Genomic DNA, 21,791 nt, shown 5'->3' on the forward strand with positions numbered 1-21,791 from the left:
TGGCGCCGGCCGTCCGCGCATCAGGTGTCGTCGGGAAAGGTGAAGTCCGGCAGGCGGCCGAAGGCGTCGCGCAGCGCAATGCCCCAGCCGCTCGAGATCAGTTCGAAATAGCCGTCGTCCGGCTGTACCCGAAACACCCGCCCGCGCTCGAAACTGTCGGTTTCATAGGCATGGACGTCGAGCGGCAGGCTGACCGACAGGTTGGCCTTGATCGTCGAATCGAACGAGACCATCAAAAGCTTGATCGCCTCTTCGAACGTCATCTCGGGATCGTAGGCGCGCACCAGGATCGGGCGGCCGTATTTCGTTTCGCCGATCTGGAAATAGGGCGTGTCGAAGCTCGCTTCGATGAAGTTGCCCTCGGGATAGATCATGAACAGCCGCGGCCCGCCGCCGCTGATCTGACCGCCAAGGATCACCGTCGCGTTAAAGCTCGAATCGGCACGCTGCCCGGATTCGGCATGGGCCCCGATCACTTCGCGCAGGGTATTGCCGACCAGCGAGGCGACCTGAAACATCGACCGCGCCTTGAGGATGCCGGGCTGGCGCGCCGCGGGTTCCTTGCTGCGTTCCTCAAGCAGGCTGATCAGCGCCTGCGTGGTCGCCAGGTTGCCGGCGGTCATCAGCGTGATGTTTCGCTCGCCCGGCACATGCCATATGTACATTTTCCGGAAGGTCGAGATGTTGTCGACCCCTGCATTGGTGCGGGTGTCGGACATGAACACCAGCCCACGCTTCATCATCAGGCCAACGCAGTAGGTCATGGCGGCGCATACTCCTTGAGTCGTGCCGCTCCCTATTGCTGGATCTGCAGGGCAACGTGAAGGGACTCCTGTCCACTGCCCTGACGAATTCCATGGATTGGTGCCGCATCGCGATAGTCGCGCCCGACGGCCACCCGGACATAGCGGTCGTCCGGGCAGACCTCGTTCGACACGTCGAAGCCAACCCAGCCCAGACCGTCCACCCAGATCTCGCACCAGGCGTGGCTTGCCTCCTGCTCGTCCTGCCCGTCCATCTTCAGATATCCGCTGACATAGCGCGCCGCATAGCCCATCAGCCGGGCCACGGAGATCATGATATGGGCGTGATCCTGGCAAACCCCCTGCCCGGCGGTCAGCGCCGCCTCGGCGGTGGTGGTACTGTTCGTGGTGCCGGCCTGGTAGCGAACCGCACCGGCGATCGCATCCGAAAGCTTGTGCGCCTGATCCAGCGCCTCGCTGTCGCTCAACCCCGCCTTCAGCTTGCGGGCGAATTGCCGGATCTGCGGGCCCGGCGCGGTGAATGCGGTCGGTTCCTTGAACAGCCACAGCGGCGCGCAGCCCTGATGCGCCCCGAGGACGCCCTGGCGATCAACGGTCTCGACCAACCCCTCGCTGACGATCTCGATCTCCTGCACGCCGGGATCGACCTTGACCAGCTCGGTATGGTTGACGAACTGATCCTCAAAGGTCACCTGCCGGGTTCCGCCGGTGATCGAGGTCGACCATTCCAGAACCTGCTGGCCGTGCCCGGTCCTCGGCACCAGCCGCAGCTGTTGCAACGCATAGTGAACCGGCTGGTCATAGGTGTACTTTGTCACATGGGTGATTTTCAGCCGCATATCATCACCCGTAAAATCGAAAGTCGGTTTCGATGTCATTGCTCAGCTTGCCGCTTTCCGCAATGAAAACACCGAGGAATTCATGCAGCCCATTCTCGAAGATGGTCTGAATGGAACTGCCGTCCAGCACTTCGCAGATCTGCTGGGCCTGAAGCTGGCTTTCCTGGCAAATGCCGTATTCGGCCTCGAGGTATTTCAGATAGCGACTGATCTCGGACGAGCAGAACGCAAGCGACCGCGGCATCCGCTTGTCGAGGATCAGGAATTCCGCAATCCCCTTGGCGCTGGTTTCGCCCGGGTTCAGCCAGTTATAGGACCGTTCGGCCGAAACGGACCGCAGGATTACCTCCCACTGGGCATTGTCGATCGTCGAGCCGACGAATGTCGCCGAGGGAAGCAGGACGTAATACTTCACGTCGAGGATCCGGGCAGTGCTGCCGGCGCGTTCGATGAAGGTCCCGAGCCGAGAGAAGGCGTAGATGTCATTGCGCAACATCGTGCCGTGCAATGCACCGCGCACCACCGAGGTTCGGTTGCGGATGATCATCAGCGTGTCGTGCATGTTGCGTTCGGTCACCGGACGGGCCAGCGCCGTCTTCAGTGACATCCAGCACTCGTTCGTGGCCTCCCAGACCTCGCTCGACAACGCGGTCCGCACCGTGCGGGCGTTGTTGCGTGCCAGTTCGATCAGGTTCATCACGCTCGACGGGTTCGATTTGTCGCGCAACAGGAAATCCATCACCCGCGCGGCGTCGTAACCGTCGTTCTTCTCGTCATAGAGTGCCAGCATTCCGGCGGTGGTCAGGATCGACTGCCATTCGTTCGAGGCATCCGACGACCGCGTCAACGCGATGCGCCAGCCAGCCTCGAGCAGTCGTGCGGTGTTTTCGGCGCGTTCCAGATATCGAAACATCCAGAACAGCCCGCCTGCTGTCTTGCCAAGCATCTCGGGCTACTCCCCCAAAACCCAGGTGTCCTTGGTTCCCCCGCCTTGCGAGGAATTGACCACAAGCGACCCTTTCTTAAGGGCAACCCGGGTCAGGCCGCCCGGTGGCATCTGAATCCGGTTCGGCGATACCAGAACGAACGGGCGCAAGTCGACATGGCGCGGGGCAAGCCCCGCCTTGGTCAGGATCGGTACCGTCGACAGCGAAAGCGTGGGCTGCGCGATATAGTTCCCGGGTCGCGTTTTCAACTTGCTGATGAAGGAGGCGATTTCCTTCTTGCTGGCCAGCGGGCCGATCAACATGCCGTAGCCGCCCGAGCCATGCACCTCTTTCACCACCAGCTCAGTGATGTGTTCAAGCACATAGGCCAGCGAATCGGGTTCGGAACAGCGCCAGGTCGGCACATTCTTCAGGATCGCTGTCTCGCCGGTGTAGAACTCGACGATGTCAGGCATATAGGAATACAGCGCCTTGTCGTCGGCGATCCCGGTGCCGGGCGCATTGGCGATCGTGATGTTGCCGGCGCGATAGACGTCCATGATCCCAGGCACGCCCAGCAGGCTTTCCGGCTTGAACGTCAGCGGGTCGAGATAGTCGTCGTCGACCCGGCGATAGATCACGTCGATCGGCTGATAGCCGCGGGTCGTACGCATTGCCACCCGGCCGTCTTCGATCCTCAGATCGGCGCTTTCGACCAGTTCGGCGCCCATCTGATCGGCGATGAAGGCATGTTCGAAATAGGCCGAGTTGTGGATCCCGGGCGTCAGCACCGCGATCACCGGCCTGTGGTTCGGCGACCCGGCCGGCGCACATTCAGACAGCGAACGCCGCAGCATTTGCGGATAGGCGCTGACGGGGCGCACCTTTAGCTGAGTGAACAATTCCGGGAACATCTGCAGCATCGTCTCGCGGTTCTCCAACATATAGGAGACCCCCGAGGGTGTGCGCGCATTGTCCTCGAGCACGAAGAATTCGTCCTCGCCGGTACGGACCAGATCCACGCCGACGATATGGGTATAAACCCCGCCCGGCGGATTCACCCCGACCATCTCCGGAAGAAATGCCGAATTGCCCGCAATGATCTCGGGCGGAAGTCGACCCGCGCGCAGGATTTCCTGGCGATGATAAATGTCGTGGAGGAAGGCGTTGATCGCCCTCACCCTTTGCTCGATACCGCGCTCCAGCCGCGACCATTCCCGTGCCGAGATAATTCGCGGAACCACGTCAAAGGGAATCAGCCGTTCGTCGGCTTCCTTTTGACCATAGACTGCAAATGTGATCCCGATCCGCCGGAAAAACGCCTCTGCCTGAGCGGACATGCGGTTCAGACCTTTCAGATCCTCACCACAAAACCACTTGTAAAAGCCTTCGTAAGGCTCGCGCGCGCTGTCGTTGTCCAACAGCATTTCGTCGAAATGATTCTGCACCTGACCCATGAGTCGATCAGCGTCTTTCCCGCAGGAAACGGCAAGAGGGGACAATGCGTACCGCGCGAATTTGCCCGAGTTGCCATGGATTTGGCGCTCTCAGGGGCGGCATTTAGCTCAAAAAACAAGCAGAAAAATTACCAAGTTGCGTCCTTCGGGTCATTTCTACCTGAGGTAGAACGGCGGTCGCGTCGCAACGGCGCCCGGCATCGCGCCCCTCTTCCGGCGACGATCCTCCTCCCGGTCAGGCGTCGCACGAAACTCCATGTCCAATCCCCGTGCGATCTGACCAGACCCGGGCGGGAGTGCCGTCTGCCCGCGGGGCAAGCGTGTCGGGTTTCAAGGTACAGCGGGTAATTGAAGCGGAAAAATCCGTCAGAGCGTCAATTTTGTACCCAGCTTTGCGCCGGAACGGCCCCATGGCGCAGAATACGGCGGGCCAGGCTCGCTCTGGCCATAGCGCGCCTGCCCGGCAAGGGGAGCAAGGCCGGGCAGCGATTCGGATCGCCCGGACGGCGGCACCTTCCGATCCGTAGTCCAAAAGCAAAATGATCCATGTATTTGACCAATTGCCGTCTTCCAAACCGCGGAATTTGGAACAGAATAAGCGCAGGAGGACAAAACCGACCGTGTTTTGGAGCCCGTCAGCAGTGGCGCCGCTCGGAGGGAGGATCAAGAGGCTCAACGGACTCGTCGTCTCTGCCCGTTCGCGGGTGGATGGCCGAGTTGTACCGACCTCTGATGCTCGCCCCAATGGCAAGACCGCTGAAGTTCGGAACGATCCGCACCAAGGTGCGGCCCATATGTTAGAGGGAGGAATACATGCTGGAAATCAGGAACCTATCGGCAGCGCTGACGGCTGGTGCGACGGCGCTGGCACTCGGCCTTTCACTCGCCGCGGCGCCGGCCGTTGCCGCCGACAAGGGCTATGTCGGTATCTCGATGCCGACGAAGTCCTCTGCGCGCTGGATCACCGATGGCGAGAGCATGGTCGAGCAATTCCAGGCGGCGGGCTACGAGACCGACCTGCAATATGCCGAAGACGACATCGCCAACCAGCTTCAACAGATCGAGACGATGATGCTGAAAGGCGTCAACGTGCTGGTCATTGGCGCAATTGACGGCACCACGCTGTCGGCCGCGCTGGAAAACGCCGCCGCCTCGGACATCAAGGTCATTTCCTATGACCGCCTGATCCGCGATTCCGGCAATGTCGACTATTACGCGACCTTCGACAACTTCCAGGTCGGCGTGCTGCAGGCCACGTCGCTGGTCGACGGCTTGCAGGCGCGGTTCCCCGATGCCGGCACCTGGAACATCGAACTGTTCGGCGGCAGCCCCGACGACAACAACGCCTATTTCTTCTATGACGGCGCCATGTCGGTGCTTCAGCCGCTGATCGATGACGGCAAGATCAACGTCGTCTCCGGCCAGACGGGCATGGAAAAGGTCGGCACGTTGCGCTGGGACGGTGCGGTCGCGCAGGCTCGCATGGATAACCTGCTGTCGGCCAACTACACCGACACGCAGCTGCATGGCGTTCTGTCGCCCTATGACGGGCTGTCGATCGGCATCATCTCGTCCGTGAAGGGCGTCGGCTATGGCTCCGGCGATCTGCCGATGCCGATCATCACCGGTCAGGATGCCGAGGTCCAGTCGGTCAAGGCGATCATCCGCGGCGATCAGTATTCCACCGTCTACAAGGACACCCGCGAGCTTGCCCGCGTGACCGTCGGCATGGTGCAGGCTCTGCTTGAAGGCGCCACGCCCGAGATCAACGACACCACCACCTATGACAATGGTGTCAAGGTCGTCCCCTCGTTCCTGCTGAAGCCGGTCGCAGTGGATGCGACCAACTGGGAAGAGGTTCTCCTGGGCGGTGGCTACTACACCCCCGATCAGATCCAGTAAGGTTCCTCCCCCCGGGGCGGCGCCTTCGGGCGTCGCCCCACCTTGGGCCGGAAAACCGGCCCGTCTGATGAAGAGGCTTCGATGACCGCCATTCTCGAAATGCGCAACATCACCAAGACGTTCCCGGGGGTCAAAGCCCTGTCGGACGTCAACCTCACGGTCGAGGAAGGTGAGATCCATGCGCTTGTAGGCGAAAACGGCGCCGGGAAATCGACCCTGATGAAGGTGTTGAGCGGCGTCTATTCCCATCACGAATACCAAGGAGACATCGTCTATCGCGGCGAGGTCCAGAAATACTCCAAGATTGCCGACAGCGAGGACAAGGGGATCATCATCATCCACCAGGAGCTTGCTCTGGTACCGCTGCTGTCGATCGCCGAAAACATCTTTCTGGGCAACGAGACCGCCAAGAACGGCATCATCGACTGGCACGAGGCCCATGCCCGCGCCGCGGTGCTGCTGAAGAAGGTCGGGCTGAACGAAAGCACGGCGACCAAGATCACCAACCTCGGCACCGGCAAGCAACAGCTTGTCGAGATTGCAAAGGCGCTGTCGAAACGCGTCGAACTGCTGATCCTCGACGAGCCGACATCGAGCCTGAACGAGACCGACAGCGAAGCGCTGCTGGAGCTTCTGCGCGAGTTCAAGCGTCAGGGCATCACCTCGATCATCATCTCGCACAAGCTGAACGAGGTCGCCGAGATCGCCGACACGATCACCGTGCTGCGCGACGGTCAGACCGTCAGCACCTTCCCCTGCGAACGCGGCCTCGAGATCGAAAACCGGATCATCAAGGACATGGTCGGCCGCGAGCTGACCAACCGCTTCCCGCCCCGTACCTCCCACATCGGCGAGTTGCTGATGGAGGTGAGGGACTGGAATGTTTATCACCACATCCATGCCGACCGGCATCTGATCCGCGACGTCAACATCAACGTCCGCGCGGGCGAGATCGTCGGAATCGCCGGGCTGATGGGCGCCGGACGCACCGAACTGGCCATGAGCATCTTCGGCCGCTCCTATGGTCAGAGGATCTCGGGCAAGGTGTTGCTGAACGGCGCCGAGGCCGATGTCAGCGAGATCAAGAAGGCGGTGGCGCATGGGCTTGCCTATGTCACCGAGGACCGCAAGGAATTCGGCCTCGTCCTCGACAACTCGATCAAGCACAACCTGACGCTCGCGAACCTGACGGAAGTCTCGAAGGGCGTGGTGCTGGACGATCAGGCCGAACGCCGGGTCGGGCGCGAATACATCGACAAGCTCAACATCCGATGCTCGTCGATGCTGCAGGAGGTCGTGAACCTTTCGGGCGGCAACCAGCAGAAGGTGGTGCTGGGCAAATGGCTGTTCTCGCAACCCGAAGTGCTGATGCTCGACGAGCCGACGCGCGGGATCGACGTGAACGCAAAATTCGAGATCTACACGATCATCAACGAGCTTGCGGCCGAAGGGAAAGGGATCCTCATGATCTCCTCCGAGATGCCCGAGCTTCTGGGCATGTGCGACCGCATCTATGTGATGAACGAGGGTCGGATCGTGGGCGAACTTCCGGCGGCCGAGGCGTCGCAGGAACGTATCATGCGGATGATCATAAAAAATGACGGGTGAAACGATGCAACAGGTGGCAAACACCGCCGGGCCGGCAAACTCCGGCACCGAGACGACGAAGATAACGATCGGCAGCTACCTCAAGGCGAACCTGAGGGAATATGGGCTGCTGCTGGCCCTGCTCGTGGTCATGGTCGCGTTCCAGATCATGACCGACGGCATCCTGATGAAGCCGCTCAACATCACCAACCTGGTGCTGCAGAACAGCTATATCGTCATCATGGCGGTCGGCATGTTGCTGGTCATCGTGTCGGGCAACATCGACCTTTCGGTGGGATCGGTCGTCGGTTTCATCGGCGCGCTCGCGGCGGTGCTGATGGTCAGTTACGGGCTGAACCCGATCCTCTCGGCGATCATCTGCCTTGCCACCGGGGCCGCCATCGGCGCCGCACAAGGTTATTGGGTCGCCTATCACAAGATCCCGTCCTTCATCGTGACGCTGGCCGGCATGCTGGTGTTCCGCGGCCTGACGCTCGCTCTGCTGCACGGCCAGTCGATCGGCCCGTTCCCGAAGTTGTTCCAGCGGCTCAGCTCGGGCTTCATTCCCGACCTTCTGCCAATGGGCGGCATGCATGGCCTGACCCTGCTGCTTGGCGGCGCGCTCAGCCTGTGGCTGGTCTATGCCAACTTCAGCAGCCGGCTGGCCCAGCAAAAGATCGCTACGCCCGACGAACCGTTCACGGTGTTCCTGCTGAAGAACATCCTGATCCTGTTCGCCATCAACTATTTCACCTATCTGATGGCTGGCTATCGCGGGCTGCCGAACGTGCTGATCGTGATGGCGCTGCTGATCGGGGTCTACAGCTTTCTGGCCGGGCGCACCACGATCGGGCGGCGGATCTATGCCCTTGGCGGCAACCAGAAAGCGGCCAAGCTCTCGGGCGTCAACACCGAGAAGCTGATCTTCCTGACCTTTGCCAACATGGGGCTGCTCGCAGCCCTTGCCGGCCTCGTCTTTGCCGCGCGGCTGAACTCTGCCTCGCCCAAGGCGGGCGTCTCCTTCGAACTTGACGTGATCGCGGCGGTCTTCATTGGCGGCGCCTCGATGTCGGGCGGCGTCGGCACCGTCGTTGGCGCGGTGATCGGCGCCTTCCTGATGGGTGTGATGAACAACGGCATGTCGATCATGTCGGTCGGCATCGACTATCAGCAGGTCATCAAGGGTCTGGTGCTGCTCGCGGCCGTGATCTTCGATGTCTACAACAAAAAGAAATCCGGCTAGACCGGCCTCGCTCCGGGCCACCAGCCGTCTCTGCATGGCCCCGGCCCGGGGCAATCCGACAACACCCCGGTGCGGCCGTCCGAGAAGACGGCTTTTGCACCGGATCAGGAGGTGCCACCAATGCTGCTCCAACTGCGCCAAGCCGTGCTGGATGCCAATCTCGAACTCAACCGCCGCGGTGTCGTGCTCTATACCTGGGGCAACGTCAGCGGCATCGACCGCGAGGCCGGGCTGATCGCGATCAAGCCGTCCGGCGTCGATTACGCAGCGATGACCGTCGACGATATCGTCATCGTCAACCTCGACAACGAGGTGGTCTGGGGCGAGAAGAAGCCGTCATCCGACACCCGCACCCACACTGCGCTTTACCGTGCCTTCCCGCAGATCGGCGGCGTGGCGCATACCCATTCGACCCACGCGGTCGCCTGGGCGCAGGCGCGCCGCGCCATTCCCTGCCTTGGCACGACCCAGGCCGATTATTGCGCGGGCGAGGTGCCCTGCACCGCGCCGCTGCCGCCCGAAGAGGTGCGCCGCGACTACGAGACCGCCACCGGCGACGCGATCATCCGCCGGTTTCAGGCGCTCGACCCGGCCGCGGTGCCGATGGTGCTGGTTGCAGGCCACGGTCCGTTCAGCTGGGGCACGGACGCCGACGATGCGGTGCGCAACGCGGTGATCCTCGAAGAGGCCGCCCGCATGGCGACGCTGACCGTCACCATCGCCGGGCGCGATCCCGAACCGCTCGAGGATTACGTCCTCGACTATCACTATGAACGCAAGCACGGGCCGAACGCCTGGTACGGCCAGGGCAAGAAATAGAACCGGTCGCACGCACCCCGCGGTGCCCGACCACCCGAATGACAGCTCCGGTCCCCATGCACATCGGAACCGGGGCGATGGAAGCTTGGCCGATGGACGTTTCCGCCGGCCCAAATACGAAAGAGCACGAACATGATTGGACTGAAGCCGCTGAAGTTCTGGTTCATCTGCGGGTCGCAACATCTCTATGGCCCGGAAACCCTGGCACAGGTCGCCGACGGTGCCCGTACCGTGGCCGAGGGGCTTGCCGCCAGCGGACGTCTGGTGCTGCCGCTTGACTTCGCAGGTGTCGTGACCACCGGCGACGAGATTGCCGATGTCTGCAGACGCGCCTCGGCCGACCCGGAATGCGGTGGCGTGATCCTGTGGATGCACACGTTCTCGCCGGCCAAGATGTGGATCCGCGGGCTGTCGCTGCTGACCAAGCCGGTGCTGCACCTGCACACCCAGTTGAATGCCGACCTGCCCTGGGCCACCATCGACATGGACTACATGAACCTGCACCAGGCCGCCCATGGCGACCGCGAGGCAGGCTTCATGCACACACGGCTCCGGCTTCCCCGCAAGGTCGTGGTCGGACATTGGTCCGAAGCGAGCGTGCAGATCGAGGTCGATGGCTGGATGCGGGCGGCCCGCGCCTGGGACGACTGGCAGGGCGCGAAGTTCTGCCGCTTTGGCGACAACATGCGCAACGTTGCTGTGACCGAGGGCGACAAGGTCGGGGCCGAGATGGCCTTTGGCTTCTCGATCCAGGGCTATGGCATCATGGATCTGGCCGACCGCATGGCCGAGGTGCCGCAATCCGAGGTCGTGGCACTGGCGGCCGAATATGCCGATCTTTATGACGTCGACCCGGTGCTTGCCCCGGGCGGCGAACGCCACGACGCGCTGCTTTACAATGCGCGGCAGGAACTGGGGATCGGGGCCTTCCTGGCCGAAGGCGGCTTCAAGGGCTTCACCCACACCTTCGAAGATCTCCACGGGCTCGACCAGCTTCCCGGCATCGCCACCCAGCGGCTGATGGCCCAGGGTTATGGTTTTGCCGGCGAGGGCGACTGGAAGACCGTCGCGCTGCTGCGCGCGGTCAAGGTCATGGGCGAGGGGCTGACCGGCGCCTGTTCGTTCATGGAGGACTATACCTACGACATGGTCCCCGGGAACCAGCGCGTCCTCGGCTCTCACATGCTCGAGGTCTGCCCGACGATCGCCATCGGCACGCCGCGGGTCGAGATCCATCCCCTCGGCATCGGCGGCAAGGCCGACCCGGTACGGCTGGTGTTCAATGCCCGCAAGGGGCCCGCGATCAACGCAAGCCTGATCGACCTTGGCAACCGCTTCCGCCTGATCGTCAATGCGGTGACTGCCGTCGATCACCCGGACCTGCCCAAGTTGCCGGTCGCCCGCGCGGTGTGGGAATGCCAGCCCGATTTCAAGACAGCCCTTCAGGCCTGGATCCTTGGCGGCGGCGCACACCACACTGCCTATTCCTATGACGCAACGCCCGAGATGCTGGAAGATTTCGCGTCCATCGCCGGGATCGAACTTGCGCTCATCGACGCCGACACCCGGATCGACCGGTTCAAGCAGGATCTGCGCACGAACGAAATCTACTGGCACCTTGCCAAAGGGATCCGGGCCTAAATCCCCGGGGGCCGGCGCAGGGCGGGGAACGGGACCACCCCGCCCTGCGCCGGCCGCAGTCGCCTGGCCGATTTTTCGATCCGACCATCGGGTCTGACGATTTCGCCGGGTAAAGCCCGCCCATATTGCCGGGCGGGCTTTTCTTTGTGACCGGAGTTCCGGGGATCAGTCCTGCAGCGCGGAGGGCAGCGTCTCTGGCGGCGATGCCGGCTCGATCCGGCCAAGGCTGTGGTCGCGGAAGGTTCGCGGGCTCATGCCGGTGTGGCGCCTGAATACCCGCGAGAAATAAAGCGGATCGTCATAGCCGACCATCTGCGACAGCGACTTGATCGGCACGTTGGTGACCCGCAGCAACTGGATCGCATATTGCACCCGCTGCGCGTCGCGCCATTGCACGACCCCGGTCCCGATATAGTGGCGGAACAGATGCGACAGCCGCGAGGGCGACAGGCAGACCTGGCGCGCGATGTCCTTCACGCCAAGCGGTTTGTCGAGGTTCTCGGAGATCAGCGCGCAAGCCGCCAACACGCGTTCGTCGATGACTGTTTTGGCCGCGTTCGCGGCCCGGTCGGACCGGGCACAGGTCAGCAGGATCTGCTCCAGCCGGTTGAATGCCAGATCGGTCGACAGGTTGTCGGAAAGATCTGACCAGTTGTCGACCTCGATGAAAAGCCGGAACAACTCGCTGAAGGTCCGCTCATCGCGGTGGCGCTGCAAATGGATGCCCTGCACCTGCGTGCCCCACTCGAGCCAGGGCTTCCAGAACGCCCGCGGCTGGAAATAGATCCAGCGGTGCCACCACTTCGCGGCCTTGCGGTCGCGGCCGTAGAAATGCCGCGCACCGGGAGGAAACAGCAGCAGATCGCCCGGTTCGACCGTGAAAGACTCCGGCCCGTCGAACACCCGGCCGCAGCCTTCGATCGTCAGGTTGATGATCCATCCCCGCATTCCATCCGGCCGGTCGATCCAGAAATCGAGCGGCTCGTCTCTTTCGATGGGCGTAATCCCGGACACCAGCCGCACGTCGAATTCGAACCCCGGAAACAACGGCGCAACCTGTTTGTCCTCGCCCGGCGCATCGGGCGGGATGCGCAGCTTGCGAATGACACGCTGAACCTTTGGGTCCTGGGTTGGATCGAAGGTGGGCTGATCGTCCATGTCTCCAGCGCTTTGCTGCATTGTTCAAACACCGGCACAATATTACGCTAACAGTTAGAAGATGCGAGAGTAAAGGGGTGTCCCGGACGGGGCTTGAGGAGAATCGTCCATGACACCTGCAGGGTCGACCACAGAAGCGACCCCAGAGGAGGAGACTACCTGCGATGAATAGGGCTGCCGAGAAATGTGCGCTGGGGCTGGATTTCGGCTCTGACAGCGTGCGGGCCGTCGTGGTGCGTGTTGCAAATGGCGACGAGATCAGCGCCGATGTTGCCGAATATCCGCGCTGGAGCGAGGGCCGGTTTTGCGACCCGACGCGCCAGCAGTTTCGCCAACATCCCGCCGACTACATGGAAGCGATGGTTGCGGCGGTTCAGGGGGCGTTGAAGAACTGCCCGGAAACGCCAAGGATTGTCGGGATCGGCGTCGATACCACCGGCTCTTCGCCGATGCCGGTCACGGCCGATGCCACGGCCCTGGCGCTGAAAGACGGCTTTTCCGCCGATCCCGACGCCATGTGCATCCTGTGGAAGGACCATACCTCGGTGCGCGAGGCCGAGGATATCAATGCGCTTTGCGCCACGGGCCAGTTTCCCGACTACATCCGCTATGTCGGCGGCATCTATTCCTCGGAATGGTACTGGGCCAAGATCCTCCATATCGCCCGGACCAATCCCACGGTGTTCCGCGCCGCCGCCAACTGGGTCGAGCTCTGCGACTGGATCCCGGCGCTGCTGACCGGGGTGAACGATTCCACCAAGATCGTGCGCGGTGTCTGCGCTGCCGGCCACAAGGCGCTGTGGCATCCTGACTGGGGCGGGCTTCCGGGCCGCGACTGGCTGACCGCCCTCGACCCGGTGCTGGGCAACCTCCCGATGCCGCTGTTCACCGAAACCAAGACCAGCGATCAGGTCGCCGGCCGGCTGACGCCCGACTGGGCGGGACGGTTCGGAATCGACGCCGGCATTCCGGTCGCGGTCGGCGCCTTCGACTGCCACATGGGCGCGGTTGGCGCGGGCATCGAACCCTATTCCTTCGTCCGGGTCATGGGCACATCGACCTGCGATATCCTGATCGCCCCGCCCGAAGAGGTCGGCGATACCTTGGTTCACGGCATCTGCGGGCAGGTCCCCGGCAGCGCCCTGCCCGGCTATATCGGCTTTGAGGCCGGTCAATCGTCGTTCGGCGATGTCTTCGCCTGGTTCGAACGCATCCTGAGCTGGGGTCGCAGCAACGGTGCCTCGCGCAAGGGCTCGATGCTGCCCGCGCTCGAGGCCGAAGCGGCCGCCCTGCCCCCCGGCGCCTATGGCGAACGCGCGCTCGACTGGCTGAACGGGCGCCGGACCCCCGACGCCGATCAGGCGGTGCGCGCGATGATCGCGGGACTGCACCTGGGATCGACCGCGCCTTCGATCTATCGGGCGTTGATCGAGGCCACGGCCTTCGGCGGCCGCGCCATCGTCGAACGCTTCGAGGCCGAGGGCATTCCGGTCAAGAAGGTTGTCGGCATCGGCGGCATCGCCCGCCGTTCCGACCTTGTGTCGCAGATCACCGCGGATGTGATGAACCGCGAGATCTACATTATCGAATCCGACCAGTGCTGCGCCCGCGGCGCCGCGATATTCGCCGCCACTGCGGCCGGCGAATACGAGGACGCATTTGCTGCCCGCGACGCCATGCTCAGCCCGGTCGAAAAGGTCTTCAAGCCCAACCCACAGGCACACGCGGTCTACGAGGCGATCTATCAGGATTACCTGCGCCTCGGATCCTACGCGAACCGCAAGGATTTTGCCTGACCCTTCCTCCCCCAGGAGGGCTTGAAGCATACGGCCCGGGCGCCTCCCCTCGCCCGGGCCGTTGATTTTCAACAGGATCGCCTTTCGCTCGAACACTGCGTGGCGGGAGAGTCCCACAGCGCGGATTCTTGGTTCATCCTTTTCAGAAGGATCAGGCCATGCCCGCGCAGCTGTCGCCCGAGCGGCAGCCGGCAGGTTCGGGCCAGGGCGTGCGAGGCCAGCGTACCTTTGCCATCGCGCCGGCTGTCCCCGCGAAAAGAGGTTGCAGTGCCACCTCATAAGAGGCACGCCGGACTGGCCTGTCCGGGCAAGATGATCGGAATGCCGCGCTAGGGAGCCATGCCAGACCTGTTCGATTCTCCATCTGCTGCAGCGCCGGCCGGAACCTCGCGTCCGCTGGCCGACCGTCTGCGCCCTGCGACGCTTGCCGAGGTGATCGGACAAGACCATCTGCTTGGGCCGGACGGTCCGCTTGGTGCCATGCTGGCCGAAGGAAGCCTCGCCTCGCTGATCTTCTGGGGTCCGCCGGGCGTCGGCAAGACCACCATCGCCCGGCTTCTGGCGCACGAGACCGACCTGAATTTTGTCCAGATCAGCGCCGTCTTCTCCAGCGTCGGGGAATTGCGGAAGGTGTTCGAATCCGCCCGCATACGCCGGCAGAACGGCCAGGGCACGTTGCTGTTCGTCGACGAAATCCATCGTTTCAACAAAGCCCAGCAGGACGGCTTTCTGCCCTATATGGAGGACGGCACCATCGTGCTGGTGGGGGCGACCACCGAGAACCCGTCCTTCGAGCTGAACGCCGCGCTTCTGAGCCGCAGTCAGGTTCTGGTGCTCAAAAGGCTCGACACCGACGCAATGAACGCCCTGCTTGCGCGTGCGGAAGCCGACCTCGGCCGGAAGCTGCCGCTGACCCCGTCGGCGCGCGCCGCGCTGGCCGCGATGGCAGATGGCGACGGACGGGCGCTATTGAACCTTGTCGAACAGGTTGCGGCGTGGAAGCCAAAGGCGCCGCTCGACCCCGACCAGCTTTCAGCGCGGCTGACCCAGAGGGCCGCCCATTATGACAAGTCGGGCGACGGGCACTACAACCTGATATCCGCCCTGCACAAGTCGATCCGGGGCTCGGACCCCAATGCGGCGCTTTACTGGTTCGCGCGGATGCTCGAGGGCGGCGAGGATCCCCGCTTTCTGGCTCGCCGCCTGACCCGGATGGCAGTCGAGGATATCGGCCTTGCCGACCCGCAGGCGCAGTCGCTGTGCATCGACGCCTGGCAGACCTATGAGCGGCTGGGCAGCCCCGAGGGGGAACTGGCGCTGGGGCAGGCGGTGATCTATCTGGCGCTGGCGCCGAAATCGAACGCGGCCTATGTCGCCTATAATGCCGCCCGCGCCCTGGCGAAGAAGACCGGGTCAGAACCGCCGCCAAAGCACATCCTCAACGCCCCGACGCGCCTGATGAAAGAGCAGGGCTATGGCAAGGGCTATGCCTATGACCATGACGCGGAAGACGGCTTCTCGGGCCAGGACTATTTCCCGGAAGGGGTGGACCGTGTCTCGCTTTACGATCCGCGCGACCGGGGCTTTGAGCGCGAGATGCGAAAAAGACTGGAATGGTTCGCGAAACTGCGGGCGAAGCGGCAGCAGTGAATGGCGCGCTTTGCCGTGCGCGCCTGCAGGCACCCTGCCCTGATCCCGCAAAGGAAAAGGGGCACCGCATTGCGGCACCCCTCGAAAATCATTCAGGTCTGCGCCGGGCTCAGGCCTCGGCGGCTTCCAGGCGGGCGCGATCGGCAGCGCCCTTCGCCTCGGGGTCACGGTCGACCAACTCGATGATCGCCATCGGCGCCATGTCGCCATAACGGAAGCCGGCTTTCAGCACGCGGACACAGCCGCCGTTGCGTTCGGCATAGCGGGGGCCGAGAATGTCGAACAGCTTGGCGACGTGACGGTCGTCTTTCAGCTGGGCGGCAGCCTGACGGCGGGCATGAAGGTCGCCGCGCTTGCCAAGCGTGATCAGCTTTTCGACGATCCGCTTCAGTTCCTTGGCCTTGGGCAGGGTGGTCTTGACCTGCTCGTGTTCGATCAGCGAACCCGACATGTTGGCGAAAAGCGCCTTGCGGTGCTCATGGGTGCGGTTCAGGCGGCGATAGCCGCGGGCGTGACGCATTGTCTTACTCCATCTTGCCCTCTACGGGCGATTTTGCTTTGTCTGGGGGTTCCATGCGTGTGGAACCCTCTCCTTGGGGCGATCTGCCCGGGTCGTGCGGTCGCGCCCGGGGGCGCGACCAACGGGGATCAGAACTGATCCTCGAATTTTTTCGCCAGATCCTCGATGTTCTCCGGCGGCCATTCCTCGACATCCATGCCGAGATGCAGGCCCATACCGGACAGCACTTCCTTGATCTCGTTCAGCGACTTGCGGCCGAAGTTCGGGGTCCGAAGCATTTCGGCCTCGGTCTTCTGGATCAGGTCGCCGATATAGACGATATTGTCGTTCTTCAGGCAGTTCGCCGACCGGACGCTGAGTTCCAGTTCGTCGACCTTCTTCAGAAGCAGCGGGTTGAACTCCAGCCCGTCGTCCTCGTCCTGACGCGTCGCCGACTCCGGCTCTTCGAAGTTGACGAAGATCGACAGCTGGTCCTGCAGGATGCGCGCGGCATAGGCCACGGCATCATCCGGCGTGACCGAACCGTTGGTCTCGATCTTCAGGGTCAGCTTGTCATAGTCGAGCACCTGGCCCTCGCGGGTCGGCTGCACGTCATAGGAGACCTTCTTGACCGGCGAATAGATCGCGTCGATCGGGATCAGGCCGATCGGTGCATCCTCGGGCCGGTTCTTGTCGGCCGAGACGTAGCCTTTGCCGGTGTTGACCGTCAGTTCCACGTAAAGGTCCGCACCCTCGTCGAGGTGGCAGATCACGTGTTCGCGGTTCAGGATCTCGATCCCTGCGGATTCCGAGATTTGCGCAGCCGTGACGGCGCCGGGACCGCGGGCGGTGATCGACAACCGCTTCGGACCGTCGACATCCATCCGGATCGCGACCTGCTTGAGGTTCAGCACGATGTCGGTAACGTCCTCGCGGACGCCGGGAACCGACGAGAACTCGTGCAGAACATTGTCGATCTGGACGCTGGTGATGGCCGCACCCTGGAGCGACGACAGCAGGACCCGGCGCAGGGCATTGCCAAGCGTCAGACCGAAGCCACGTTCCAGCGGTTCGGCCACGAGGGTCGCACGCCGACTGGGGTCGGCACCCGGCCGGACCTCCAGCTGAGTCGGCTTTATAAGTTCCTGCCAGTTCTTGTGGATCATGTATGTCGCCTCCATACCAGTGCGCGGCCCATGACCGTGGTCGCGCACACCCGAGGGTCAAATGACAAGCGGATCGCGCCCCGGAACGGGCGCGATCCCTAGATCAAAGCAAAGATCAGACCCGACGACGCTTCGGCGGACGGCAGCCGTTGTGCGCGATCGGGGTCACGTCGCGGATCGAAGTGATGTTGAACCCGACCGCCGCAAGGGCACGCAGGGCGCTTTCACGTCCCGAACCGGGACCCTGGACTTCGACTTCCAGCGTCTTCACGCCGTGTTCCTGTGCCTTGCGGCCGGCGTCTTCGGCGGCCATCTGCGCGGCATAGGGGGTCGACTTCCGCGATCCCTTGAAACCCATGGTGCCAGCGGACGACCATGCGATCGCGTTGCCCTGCACATCGGAAATCAGGATCTTGGTGTTGTTGAACGAGGAGTTCACATGCGCAACGCCAGCGGCGATGTTCTTGGAAACCTTGCGCTTGGCGGGACGTCTTTCGCGAGCCATCTGCCTGTACTCCCTTATTTCTTCTTGCCGGCGATCGGCTTGGCCGGGCCCTTGCGGGTGCGCGCGTTGGTGTGGGTCCGTTGACCCCGCACCGGCAGACCACGGCGATGGCGCAGACCGCGATAGCAGCCCAGATCCATCAGGCGTTTGATGTTCATCTGGGTTTCGCGACGCAGGTCGCCTTCGACGTGCAGATTGGCGTCGATGTATTCACGGATCGCAAGAACTTCCGAGTCGCTCAGCTGGTTGACGCGGCGGGCCATGTCGATACCGACGGCCTCGCAGATCTTGTCGGCGGAATCTCGGCCGATTCCGTGGATATAGGTCAGCGCGATCGGGACGCGCTTGGCCGTCGGGATGTTGACGCCAGCAATACGTGCCAAGTGGGACATTCCTTCATGGTCGCGGTTCCGTGGTTCCAGAACCTTTTTTCACAACTGAAGCCCGACAGCGCTGTGCCACCGGGCCGGGACGTGCCGCCGATCGACCGGCACTGCAGAGCAGGGATCAGACGGCGATTCTCGTTTGAGAGGTTGTCAAGTACGGCCTAACGGGGCGCCCGTCAAGGCCCCCTCTTCACGCTATGTCAAGGCATTGCCTGCCAGGACGCGCGCCGAACGTCGATGCCCCGATCATTCCTCAGTTTCGCGTCCCCGTCAACGTAAACGGGCGCCCCTTGGGGACGCCCGCTGCAGTTGGTCGCGTTGGTCGCAGGCCGGCTCAGCGCCGCGCCGGCGCCTTGCGCGGGCGCTTCTTGCTGCGCAGCTGCGATTTCTCGATCAGACCCTCGTACTGGTGGGCCAGAAGATGCGACTGGATCTGCTGGATCGTGTCCATGGTCACCGAGACCACGATCAGCACCGAGGTACCGCCGAAATAGAACGGGATCGACAGCTGGTGGCGCAGGATGTCCGGGAACAGGCAGACCGCCGCCAGATAGGCCGAGCCAAGCACCAGAACCCGCCGCACCACATAGTCGAGGTATTGGGCGGTCTTCGCACCGGGCCGGATGCCGGGGATGAAGCCGTTCTGGTTCTTCAGGTTGTCGGCGACCTCGTCGGTCTTGAAGGCCACGTTCTCGGTGTAGAAATAGGTGAAGAACACGATCATCGACACGAAGAACAGCAGGTACAGCGGCTGGCCCGGACCGAAATACGCCAGGATCGTCGACATGATCGGCCCGGTGTTCCCGCCCGAGAAGGTCGCGATGGTCGTCGGCAACAGCAGCAGCGACGAGGCAAAGATCGCCGGGATAACGCCGGCCGGGTTGACCTTGACCGGCAGGTGAGAGGAACCGCCGTCGTAGACCTTCATCCCCACCTGACGGCGCGGATACTGGATGTGGATCTTGCGCAGCGCACGCTCCATGAAGACCACGAAGGTGACGAGCCCGATCATCATCGCCAGAACGCCGATGATCACCGCCGGGCTGACAGCGCCGCTGCGGCCCGAGGCGAGGAAACGCGCCAGCGCTGCCGGTGCTTCGGCAACGATGCCGACGAAGATGATCAGCGAGATCCCGTTGCCGACCCCGCGGGCGGTGATCTGTTCGCCCAGCCACATCAGGAACATGGTGCCGCCGACCAGGGTGATGACCACCGCGGCACGGAAGAACCAGCCCGGATCATGCGCAAGACCGCCCGATTCGAGGCTGACTGCCAGACCATAGGCCTGGAAGGTCGCCAACAGCACGGTGCCATAGCGCGTGTACTGGGTGATCTTCTTGCGGCCTTGCTCGCCTTCCTTCTTCAGCTGCTCCAGATAGGGAACCATGGAGGACAGAAGCTGGATGATGATCGAGGCCGAGATATAGGGCATGATGCCGAGCGCAAAAATGCCCATCCGCCCCAGCGCGCCACCGGTGAACATGGTCAGCATGCCGCCGATCCCGGCCGACGCGCGTTCCATGAAGTCGCGCAATGCGCTGCCGTCGATCCCCGGCACCGGGATATAGGTGCCCAGACGATAGACGATCAACAATCCGATCGTGAAGAAGATGCGCTGCCGGAGCTCGGTGGCTTTCCCGAAGGCGCCCCAGCTCAGGTTCGCCGCCATTTGCTCTGCTGCAGATGCCATTCGCGGTCTCTCTCGTGCAGGCGCCGCCGAACCGTTTCCCGGTCGGCGGCGCTGGAAAACTTGGGTTTAAGTAAGGGCCGCGGCCCCGACCCACAAGCGCTTATTCGGCCGCCGGCTTGGAGGCGACCGAAAGCGAGCCGCCGGCCTTCTCGACCATCGCGACTGCCGCCTCGGAGGCGCCGGAAACCTGCAGCGTCACCTTGGCAGAAAAATCGCCCTTGGCCAGCACCCGGACGCCGTCCAGCTTGCGGCGCACGAGGCCGGAGGCGACAAGCGCATCCTCGGTGATCGGGGCCGAGACGTCGATCTTGCCGGCGTCAATGAATTTCTGAAGGATGCCAAGGTTCACCACGGCCCATGCCTTGCGGTTCGGCTTGTTGAAGCCGCGCTTTGGCAGGCGCATGTAAAGCGGCATCTGACCGCCTTCATAGCCGTTGATCGCCACACCCGAACGGGATTTCTGGCCCTTGATACCACGCCCGGCGGTCTTGCCCGTGCCCGAACCGGGGCCGCGGGCGATGCGCTTTTTGGCGTGGGTGGAGCCCTTGGAGGGGCTCAGATCGTTGAGTTTCATGTCGCGTCTCCTTGCCGGATGCGATCCTTGCGACATCGGATCGACCACGGCGTTTCTTGTTGATTTATGCGATCCTGCGGGGATCACCGGGGGCCTCTACACCCGGCGTCCCGCAAATTCAAGAGATTCCCTGTGACGTCATGCCCCTTCGGAGGAACGCGACCAGAGATTGATGTCGACCGGCGGATCGAGCGTCAGCCTGTCGATCTCGGCCAGTTCGGCGTCGCTGAAGTCGAGCTTTGCCACGGCGCCGGCGCAATCGGTCACCTGTTCGGGACGGCTCGCCCCGATCAGGGCGGTCGTTATCCCGCCACCGCGCAGCACCCAGGCGATGGCCATCTGCGCAAGCGTCTGGCCCCGCGCCGCCGCGATGTCGTTCAACCCCCGCACCCGCGCCAGCGCCGCCTCGCTTAGCGTGTCGGGGTCGAGCGACTTGTGCTGACTCGCCCGGCTGCCTTGCGGAATGCCCTTGAGATACTTCGATGTCAGCATCCCCTGCGCCAGCGGCGAGAAGGCGATCGATCCGACCCCGAGCTCTGCCAGCGTGTCCTTCAGCCCGTCGCGTTCGACCCAGCGGTTCAGCATCGAATAGCTCGGCTGATGGATCAGGCAGGGCACGCCCAGATCCTTCAGGATCGCCACGGCCTCGCGGGTGCGGGCCGAATTGTAGGACGACAGCCCGACATAGAGCGCCTTGCCGGCCCGCACGATGTCGGCCAGCGCGCCCATCGTTTCCTCCAGCGGCGTGTCGGGGTCGAGGCGGTGGGAATAGAAGATGTCGACATAGTCGAGCCCCATCCGCCGCAGGCTCTGGTCGCAGCTGGCGATCAGGTTCTTGCGGCTGCCCCATTCGCCATAGGGTCCCTCCCACATCCGGTATCCGGCCTTGGACGAGATCACCATGTGATCGCGCAGGCCGCGGAACTCGGTCCGTAGGATCTCGCCAAACGCCTCTTCGGCGCTGCCCGGCGGCGGGCCATAGTTGTTGGCCAGATCGAAATGGGTAATGCCGAGGTCAAAGGCGGTCCGGCAGATCGCGACCTTGGTCTGGTGCGGGGTGTCGTGGCCAAAGTTGTGCCACAGCCCCAGCGAGACCGCCGGCAGCAGCAGGCCGGAGTTTCCACAGCGGTTATAGACCATCCGCTCGTGGCGGTCGGCCGCAGGAACATAGGTCATGGTTCTTCTCCCT

General features: G+C 63.1%; 19 protein-coding genes. 7 read left to right on the top strand and 12 right to left on the bottom strand.

Annotated elements, in window-relative coordinates; all coding sequences use genetic code 11:
* Positions 1–20: 20 nt before the first annotated feature.
* The 4 genes from DQG17_RS18105 to DQG17_RS18120 are packed head-to-tail and all read right to left on the bottom strand — an operon-like array spanning position 21 to position 3,956.
* Positions 21–764: a proteasome-type protease gene (locus DQG17_RS18105; protein ID WP_116134281.1), complete on the bottom strand. Its 744-nt coding sequence runs from the start codon at positions 762–764 to the stop codon at positions 21–23.
* 32 nt (positions 765–796) lie between these two features.
* A complete protein-coding gene (locus tag DQG17_RS18110; RefSeq protein ID WP_116134282.1) occupies positions 797–1,603 on the bottom strand; it encodes a transglutaminase family protein in 807 nt (268 codons plus the stop codon).
* Positions 1,604–1,607: 4 nt separating this feature from the next.
* A complete protein-coding gene (locus DQG17_RS18115) occupies positions 1,608–2,549 on the bottom strand; it encodes an alpha-E domain-containing protein (protein ID WP_116134283.1) in 942 nt (313 codons plus the stop codon).
* A 6-nt stretch (positions 2,550–2,555) separates the two neighbouring features.
* The gene (locus DQG17_RS18120; protein ID WP_116134413.1) at positions 2,556–3,956 is read right to left on the bottom strand and encodes a circularly permuted type 2 ATP-grasp protein; all 1,401 of its coding nucleotides are present in this window, start codon (positions 3,954–3,956) and stop codon (positions 2,556–2,558) included.
* A gap of 843 nt (positions 3,957–4,799) precedes the next feature.
* On the opposite strand from DQG17_RS18120, the gene chvE reads away from it, so the two are divergent.
* From chvE to araA, 5 genes are all read left to right on the top strand, one after another.
* Positions 4,800–5,888, top strand: coding sequence for a multiple monosaccharide ABC transporter substrate-binding protein (chvE, locus tag DQG17_RS18125; RefSeq protein ID WP_116134284.1), 1,089 nt, complete (start codon positions 4,800–4,802; stop codon positions 5,886–5,888).
* Between the two features lie 81 nt (positions 5,889–5,969).
* Entirely contained in the window at positions 5,970–7,496 is a 1,527-nt protein-coding gene (gene mmsA / locus DQG17_RS18130; RefSeq protein ID WP_116134285.1) for a multiple monosaccharide ABC transporter ATP-binding protein, read from the top strand.
* Positions 7,497–7,500: 4 nt separating this feature from the next.
* The gene (mmsB, locus tag DQG17_RS18135) at positions 7,501–8,718 is read left to right on the top strand and encodes a multiple monosaccharide ABC transporter permease (protein ID WP_116134414.1); all 1,218 of its coding nucleotides are present in this window, start codon (positions 7,501–7,503) and stop codon (positions 8,716–8,718) included.
* A gap of 120 nt (positions 8,719–8,838) precedes the next feature.
* Positions 8,839–9,537 carry an L-ribulose-5-phosphate 4-epimerase AraD gene (gene araD, locus DQG17_RS18140; RefSeq protein WP_116134286.1) on the top strand — a complete coding sequence of 233 codons (699 nt, stop codon included), beginning with the start codon at positions 8,839–8,841 and terminating at the stop codon, positions 9,535–9,537.
* Between the two features lie 132 nt (positions 9,538–9,669).
* The gene (gene araA / locus DQG17_RS18145) at positions 9,670–11,178 is read left to right on the top strand and encodes an L-arabinose isomerase (RefSeq protein WP_116134287.1); all 1,509 of its coding nucleotides are present in this window, start codon (positions 9,670–9,672) and stop codon (positions 11,176–11,178) included.
* A 165-nt stretch (positions 11,179–11,343) separates the two neighbouring features.
* Here the strand turns inward: araA and araC are convergent, their stop codons facing one another.
* Positions 11,344–12,336 carry an arabinose operon transcriptional regulator AraC gene (gene araC / locus DQG17_RS18150; RefSeq protein WP_157973658.1) on the bottom strand — a complete coding sequence of 331 codons (993 nt, stop codon included), beginning with the start codon at positions 12,334–12,336 and terminating at the stop codon, positions 11,344–11,346.
* 164 nt (positions 12,337–12,500) lie between these two features.
* Here araC and DQG17_RS18155 point away from each other — a divergent pair, with 164 nt between their 5' ends.
* Positions 12,501–14,132 carry a ribulokinase gene (locus tag DQG17_RS18155; RefSeq protein WP_116134289.1) on the top strand — a complete coding sequence of 544 codons (1,632 nt, stop codon included), beginning with the start codon at positions 12,501–12,503 and terminating at the stop codon, positions 14,130–14,132.
* Between the two features lie 339 nt (positions 14,133–14,471).
* Positions 14,472–15,782, top strand: a complete 1,311-nt coding sequence (locus DQG17_RS18160; protein WP_116134290.1) for a replication-associated recombination protein A — start codon at positions 14,472–14,474, stop codon at positions 15,780–15,782.
* A 109-nt stretch (positions 15,783–15,891) separates the two neighbouring features.
* On the opposite strand, the gene rplQ is transcribed toward DQG17_RS18160, so the two are convergent.
* From rplQ to mgrA, 7 genes are all read right to left on the bottom strand, one after another.
* Positions 15,892–16,302, bottom strand: coding sequence for a 50S ribosomal protein L17 (rplQ, locus tag DQG17_RS18165; protein WP_116134291.1), 411 nt, complete (start codon positions 16,300–16,302; stop codon positions 15,892–15,894).
* Positions 16,303–16,430: 128 nt separating this feature from the next.
* Complete coding sequence (locus tag DQG17_RS18170; protein WP_116134292.1) at positions 16,431–17,447, bottom strand: DNA-directed RNA polymerase subunit alpha; 1,017 nt, start codon at positions 17,445–17,447, stop codon at positions 16,431–16,433.
* A gap of 115 nt (positions 17,448–17,562) precedes the next feature.
* The gene (gene rpsK, locus DQG17_RS18175; RefSeq protein WP_116134293.1) at positions 17,563–17,952 is read right to left on the bottom strand and encodes a 30S ribosomal protein S11; all 390 of its coding nucleotides are present in this window, start codon (positions 17,950–17,952) and stop codon (positions 17,563–17,565) included.
* Between the two features lie 14 nt (positions 17,953–17,966).
* A complete protein-coding gene (gene rpsM / locus DQG17_RS18180; RefSeq protein WP_116134294.1) occupies positions 17,967–18,335 on the bottom strand; it encodes a 30S ribosomal protein S13 in 369 nt (122 codons plus the stop codon).
* Positions 18,336–18,672: 337 nt separating this feature from the next.
* On the bottom strand, positions 18,673–20,028 hold the full coding sequence (gene secY, locus DQG17_RS18185; protein ID WP_116134295.1) for a preprotein translocase subunit SecY: 1,356 nt from the start codon (positions 20,026–20,028) through the stop codon (positions 18,673–18,675).
* 100 nt (positions 20,029–20,128) lie between these two features.
* Entirely contained in the window at positions 20,129–20,602 is a 474-nt protein-coding gene (gene rplO, locus DQG17_RS18190) for a 50S ribosomal protein L15 (RefSeq protein WP_116134296.1), read from the bottom strand.
* A gap of 138 nt (positions 20,603–20,740) precedes the next feature.
* Positions 20,741–21,778 (bottom strand): L-glyceraldehyde 3-phosphate reductase, encoded by a 1,038-nt coding sequence (gene mgrA / locus DQG17_RS18195; RefSeq protein ID WP_116134297.1) that lies wholly within the window; start codon positions 21,776–21,778, stop codon positions 20,741–20,743.
* Positions 21,779–21,791 lie beyond the last annotated feature (13 nt).

The organism is Tropicimonas sp. IMCC34043 (assembly GCF_003390845.1).
Taxonomy (GTDB): Bacteria; Pseudomonadota; Alphaproteobacteria; order Rhodobacterales; family Rhodobacteraceae; genus Tropicimonas.

Bases quoted from the DNA above. Each gene is read 5' to 3' on its own strand.
- DQG17_RS18105 (WP_116134281.1), bottom strand. From the start codon at position 764: ATGACCTACTGCGTTGGCCTGATGATGAAGCGTGGGCTGGTGTTCATG.
- DQG17_RS18170 (WP_116134292.1), bottom strand. From the start codon at position 17,447: ATGATCCACAAGAACTGGCAGGAACTTATAAAGCCGACTCAGCTGGAG.
- DQG17_RS18160 (WP_116134290.1), top strand. From the start codon at position 14,472: ATGCCAGACCTGTTCGATTCTCCATCTGCTGCAGCGCCGGCCGGAACC.
- araA (WP_116134287.1), top strand. From the start codon at position 9,670: ATGATTGGACTGAAGCCGCTGAAGTTCTGGTTCATCTGCGGGTCGCAA.
- secY (WP_116134295.1), bottom strand. From the start codon at position 20,028: ATGGCATCTGCAGCAGAGCAAATGGCGGCGAACCTGAGCTGGGGCGCC.
- rplO (WP_116134296.1), bottom strand. From the start codon at position 20,602: ATGAAACTCAACGATCTGAGCCCCTCCAAGGGCTCCACCCACGCCAAA.
- araC (WP_157973658.1), bottom strand. From the start codon at position 12,336: ATGGACGATCAGCCCACCTTCGATCCAACCCAGGACCCAAAGGTTCAG.
- mmsB (WP_116134414.1), top strand. From the start codon at position 7,501: ATGCAACAGGTGGCAAACACCGCCGGGCCGGCAAACTCCGGCACCGAG.
- rpsK (WP_116134293.1), bottom strand. From the start codon at position 17,952: ATGGCTCGCGAAAGACGTCCCGCCAAGCGCAAGGTTTCCAAGAACATC.
- rplQ (WP_116134291.1), bottom strand. From the start codon at position 16,302: ATGCGTCACGCCCGCGGCTATCGCCGCCTGAACCGCACCCATGAGCAC.
- araD (WP_116134286.1), top strand. From the start codon at position 8,839: ATGCTGCTCCAACTGCGCCAAGCCGTGCTGGATGCCAATCTCGAACTC.
- DQG17_RS18110 (WP_116134282.1), bottom strand. From the start codon at position 1,603: ATGCGGCTGAAAATCACCCATGTGACAAAGTACACCTATGACCAGCCG.
- chvE (WP_116134284.1), top strand. From the start codon at position 4,800: ATGCTGGAAATCAGGAACCTATCGGCAGCGCTGACGGCTGGTGCGACG.
- DQG17_RS18120 (WP_116134413.1), bottom strand. From the start codon at position 3,956: ATGCTGTTGGACAACGACAGCGCGCGCGAGCCTTACGAAGGCTTTTAC.
- DQG17_RS18115 (WP_116134283.1), bottom strand. From the start codon at position 2,549: ATGCTTGGCAAGACAGCAGGCGGGCTGTTCTGGATGTTTCGATATCTG.
- mmsA (WP_116134285.1), top strand. From the start codon at position 5,970: ATGACCGCCATTCTCGAAATGCGCAACATCACCAAGACGTTCCCGGGG.
- mgrA (WP_116134297.1), bottom strand. From the start codon at position 21,778: ATGACCTATGTTCCTGCGGCCGACCGCCACGAGCGGATGGTCTATAAC.
- DQG17_RS18155 (WP_116134289.1), top strand. From the start codon at position 12,501: ATGAATAGGGCTGCCGAGAAATGTGCGCTGGGGCTGGATTTCGGCTCT.